General features: G+C 61.5%; 4 protein-coding genes. All 4 read left to right on the top strand.

Features of this window, described 5'->3' with window-relative positions; genetic code table 11:
* The first annotated feature begins 487 nt into the window (after positions 1–487).
* Positions 488–859: a 30S ribosomal protein S12 gene (gene rpsL / locus SMD10_RS25010; RefSeq protein WP_056698872.1), complete on the top strand. Its 372-nt coding sequence runs from the start codon at positions 488–490 to the stop codon at positions 857–859.
* 34 nt (positions 860–893) lie between these two features.
* Entirely contained in the window at positions 894–1,364 is a 471-nt protein-coding gene (gene rpsG / locus SMD10_RS25005) for a 30S ribosomal protein S7 (protein WP_331688440.1), read from the top strand.
* A gap of 29 nt (positions 1,365–1,393) precedes the next feature.
* Positions 1,394–3,484: an elongation factor G gene (gene fusA / locus SMD10_RS25000; RefSeq protein WP_331688439.1), complete on the top strand. Its 2,091-nt coding sequence runs from the start codon at positions 1,394–1,396 to the stop codon at positions 3,482–3,484.
* A gap of 62 nt (positions 3,485–3,546) precedes the next feature.
* A partial coding sequence (locus SMD10_RS24995) for a GTP-binding protein (RefSeq protein WP_331687229.1) occupies positions 3,547–3,673 on the top strand: 127 nt, incomplete at its 3' end.

The following is a 3,673-nucleotide window of genomic DNA, read 5'->3' as shown; positions in this document are numbered from 1 at the left end:
AGAAAAAGCCGATAAAGCGTCTGACTACAACGATTTGTTCAAGCTGAACGCCTGATGTAGCAAAGCCACTTCTAGTGGCTCAAGCGCAGCGTTCCAAACCTCCGCCTCTGGCGGAGGTCATGACTTTGCAGAGAGCGAAACCCTCCTCTGCACCGCGCGAAAAGCGGCGAAATAGGGCCTGGTCCGGCGGCACATGGGTTGACGGACCGAGGTCGAGTCGTTAAGTAGCGCGCCAACCGAGCCGATGTGAGGCTGATTTTGTCCTGGGCGCCGCGCCCGAGACGACCGCGTCAAACAAGGCTCCGTTTTACGAGACGATCAAATCACTGGCCGCATGACACGGGTTTCCCGGGTCCTCTGCACTGTTCCGGGCCATCCGCAGCGTACATGCGGATCTAAGGCCCGGTTTCGTGTATGGCGACGGACCCCGTCGCTGACCAGCATCCGCCGTTTCGGACCGTGATGGACAAGAAGAGGTAAGGCCCTAATGCCGACCATCAACCAGCTGATCCGCAAGCCGCGCGTGCGCCCGTCGGAGCGTAATACGGTGCCGGCGCTCGAAGCGAATCCGCAGAAGCGCGGCGTGTGCACCCGCGTCTATACGACGACGCCGAAGAAGCCGAACTCGGCACTGCGTAAGGTGGCCAAGGTTCGTCTGGTCAATGGCTATGAAGTCATCGGCTACATCCCCGGTGAGGGGCATAACCTCCAGGAGCACTCTGTGGTCATGATCCGCGGCGGACGCGTGAAGGATCTGCCCGGCGTGCGTTACCACATCATCCGCGGCGTTCTCGATACTCAGGGCGTCAAGGATCGCAAGCAGCGGCGCTCGAAGTACGGCGCCAAGCGTCCGAAGTAATCCCCAGCGATTGTCGATTGTGAGAGACCAATAGATGTCCCGTCGCCACAGAGCCGATAAGCGCGAGATCAACCCGGATCCGAAATTCGGGGATATCGTCGTGACGAAGTTCATGAATGCCATCATGTATGACGGCAAGAAGTCGGTCGCCGAGCGGATCGTGTACGGCGCCTTTGATGCCGTGCATGACAAGACCCGCCAGGATGCCGTCGCCGTTTTCCATCAGGCGCTCGACAACATTGCTCCGCACGTCGAGGTGCGTTCGCGCCGCGTCGGCGGTGCCACCTATCAGGTCCCGGTCGACGTTCGTCCGGAGCGCCGCCAGGCGCTGGCCATTCGCTGGCTGATCTCCTCGGCGCGCAATCGCAACGAGACCACGATGGTCGGCCGGTTGTCGGGCGAGCTCATGGACGCCGCGAACAATCGCGGAACCGCGGTGAAGAAGCGCGAAGATACGCATCGTATGGCGGAAGCCAACCGCGCCTTCTCGCATTATCGCTGGTAACCGGACGTATTTTCGAAAGGCGAAGCCCCATGGCCCGCGACTATAAAATCGAGGACTACCGTAATTTCGGCATCATGGCGCACATCGATGCTGGAAAGACGACCACGACCGAGCGCATCCTGTTCTACACGGGTCGCAGCCACAAGATGGGCGAAGTCCATGAGGGTGCGGCCACCATGGACTGGATGGAGCAGGAGCAGGAGCGCGGCATCACCATCACGTCTGCCGCGACCACCACGTTCTGGGAAGGTCGCGACGGCAAGAAGCGCCGCTTCAACATCATCGACACGCCCGGACACGTGGATTTCACCATCGAGGTCGAGCGTTCGCTGCGCGTTCTCGACGGCGCCATCGCGCTGCTCGACGCCAACGCCGGTGTCGAGCCGCAGACCGAGACGGTCTGGCGCCAGGCCGACAAGTATCACGTGCCGCGGATGATCTTCGTCAACAAGATGGACAAGATCGGCGCCGATTTTTTCCGCTGCGTCGACATGATCAAGACGCGCCTCGGCGCGCGTCCGATCGTCATTCAGCTGCCGATCGGCGCTGAAAACGAATTCAAGGGCGTCGTCGATCTGATCGAGATGAAGGCCCTGATCTGGCACGACGAAACTCTCGGTGCGAAGTGGGACGTCCTCGACATCCCGGCCGATCTCCAGGCGCAGGCCGAGGAGTATCGCGAGGCGATGATCGAGTCGGCCGTCGAGATCGACGAAGCCGCCATGGAGAAGTATCTCGAAGGCGAGATGCCCTCCAATGACGAGCTGCGTCGGCTGATCCGCAAGGGCACCTGCGACGTCTGGTTCACTCCGGTGCTGTGTGGTTCGGCGTTCAAGAACAAGGGCGTTCAGCCGCTGCTCGACGCCGTCGTCGATTTCCTGCCGAGCCCGGTCGAAGTGCCCGCCATCAAGGGCGTCGATCCGAAGACCGAGAGTGAGACCGTCCGCCATTCATCGGACGAAGAGCCGCTGTCGATGCTCGCCTTCAAGATCATGAACGACCCGTTCGTCGGCTCGCTCACCTTCTGCCGTATCTACTCGGGCGTCCTCACCAAGGGTGGCTCGCTGATGAACACGGTCAAGGAGAAGCGCGAGCGCATCGGCCGCATGCTGCTGATGCATTCGAACAACCGGTCGGACATCGAAGAGGCCTATGCCGGCGACATCGTCGCGCTGGCTGGCCTCAAGGAAGTGACCACGGGCGATACGCTCTGCGACCCGCTGAAGCCGGTCATTCTCGAGCGCATGGAGTTCCCCGAGCCGGTCATCGAGATCGCCATCGAGCCGAAGACCAAGGGCGACCAGGAGAAGATGGGCCTCGCGCTCAACCGTCTCGCGGCCGAGGATCCGTCCTTCCGCGTCAAGACGGACGAGGAATCGGGTCAGACGATCATTGCCGGCATGGGCGAGCTTCACCTCGACATTCTGGTCGATCGCATGAAGCGCGAGTTCAAGGTCGAAGCGAACGTCGGTGCGCCTCAGGTGGCCTATCGCGAGACGATCAGCCGGCGGGCGGAAGTCGACTATACCCACAAGAAGCAGACCGGCGGTACGGGTCAGTTCGCCCGCGTCAAGATGGTGTTCGAGCCGGCCGAGATCGGCGAAGGGTTCTCCTTCGAATCGAAGATCGTCGGCGGTGCGGTTCCGAAGGAATACGTCCCGGGCGTGCAGAAGGGCATCCAGTCCGTGATGAGTTCGGGGCCGCTGGCCGGCTTCCCGATGGTCGACATCAAGGCTGAGCTCATCGACGGTGCGTTCCACGACGTCGACTCTTCGGTTCTGGCGTTCGAGATCGCCGCTCGTGCGGGTTTCCGTGAGGCGATCCAGAAGGCGAGCCCGAAGCTGCTCGAGCCGATCATGAAGGTCGAGGTGGTGACGCCGGAAGACTATGTCGGCGACGTCATCGGCGACCTCAACTCTCGGCGCGGCCAGATCCAGGGCACGGAGCCGCGTGGCATCGCCACGGTGGTCAACGCCATGGTGCCGCTGGCCAACATGTTCGGCTACGTCAACACCTTGCGCTCGATGAGCCAGGGCCGGGCGCAGTACACCATGCAGTTCGATCACTACGAGCAGGTGCCGAACCAGGTCGCCGAAGAGATCCAGAAGAAATACGCGTAGTCCAGTTCGCGTCGCGAAATGAATAGGGCTTGCGGGCCCGGCCAAGATCATGGAGTGCCACGATGGCCAAGAGCAAATTTGAGCGTACGAAGCCGCATTGCAACATTGGGACGATTGGTCACGTTGACCATGGGAAGACGTCTCTGACGGCGGCGATCACGAAGTATTTTGGCGAGTACCGGGCGTACG

Source organism: Consotaella aegiceratis (genome assembly GCF_036541425.1).
GTDB lineage: Bacteria > Pseudomonadota > Alphaproteobacteria > Rhizobiales > Rhizobiaceae > Consotaella > Consotaella aegiceratis.
This window is presented reverse-complemented; position numbering and strand designations above follow the sequence as displayed.